This window comes from Pseudomaricurvus sp. ABR4_320 (assembly GCF_056159445.1).
The window spans coordinates 1-626 of record NZ_JBSWVF010000082.1 but is presented as its reverse complement, the minus strand read 5'-3'; the positions used below and the strand labels follow the sequence as shown (position 1 = coordinate 626).

General features: G+C 50.8%; 1 protein-coding gene. It reads right to left on the bottom strand.

What is annotated here, in order from left to right; all coding sequences use genetic code 11:
• A partial coding sequence (locus ACXAFR_RS27455) for an IS701 family transposase (RefSeq protein ID WP_475183385.1) occupies positions 1 to 618 on the bottom strand: 618 nt, incomplete at its 3' end.
• Between the last annotated feature and the right edge of the window lie 8 nt (positions 619 to 626).

Sequence of the window (626 nt, the reverse complement as noted above, 5' to 3'; positions counted from 1 at the left end):
GGTGTCGATTCGAACCTGCCCGATCACCTCAAAATTGTGCTCCAGCATCGCGTCAATAAACACGCGCCGCATATACCAACTGTCCACGAGAACTCGAACGGTTTTGCCGGCAAACAACCGATAAACACTGCGTATCAAGGTGTTTGCCGCCACCAATTTTCCAGTATTGCTGGCGCTGGGTATCAGCCGCGACAACGCCGGTAATGCCACTGGTGTATGATCCGTTCGGCGCATGATCATAGCCAAACTAACCCAGCATTGCCCGCGCACAAACTTCGCCAAATTCGGCTTGTTGCCATGCTGATGATGCATCTGACTTCCGGGAGCTCTTTTGGAGGCCCGAAGCGTCAAGGTATCATCAATAACCAAATGCACTACGTCAGGCTGCAAGGTTGCCAACACCAACCGTATAAATTGTCTTGCCAGGGCCAGCCACGACCATTTCCCTTTTTGTAGCCACTTGTAGTAGCTAGTCCAGTGATTACGCATATCGAGCATGAGATAGGCATCAGTCACAAAACCCGTTGGGCTTAGCATGGCCCCGATTAAAAGCTCGATAAAAGTGCCAATGGATCTTGGGGGTAGCGCCTTACATAAAAACGTGATCCAATCACACAGTTCGCGAG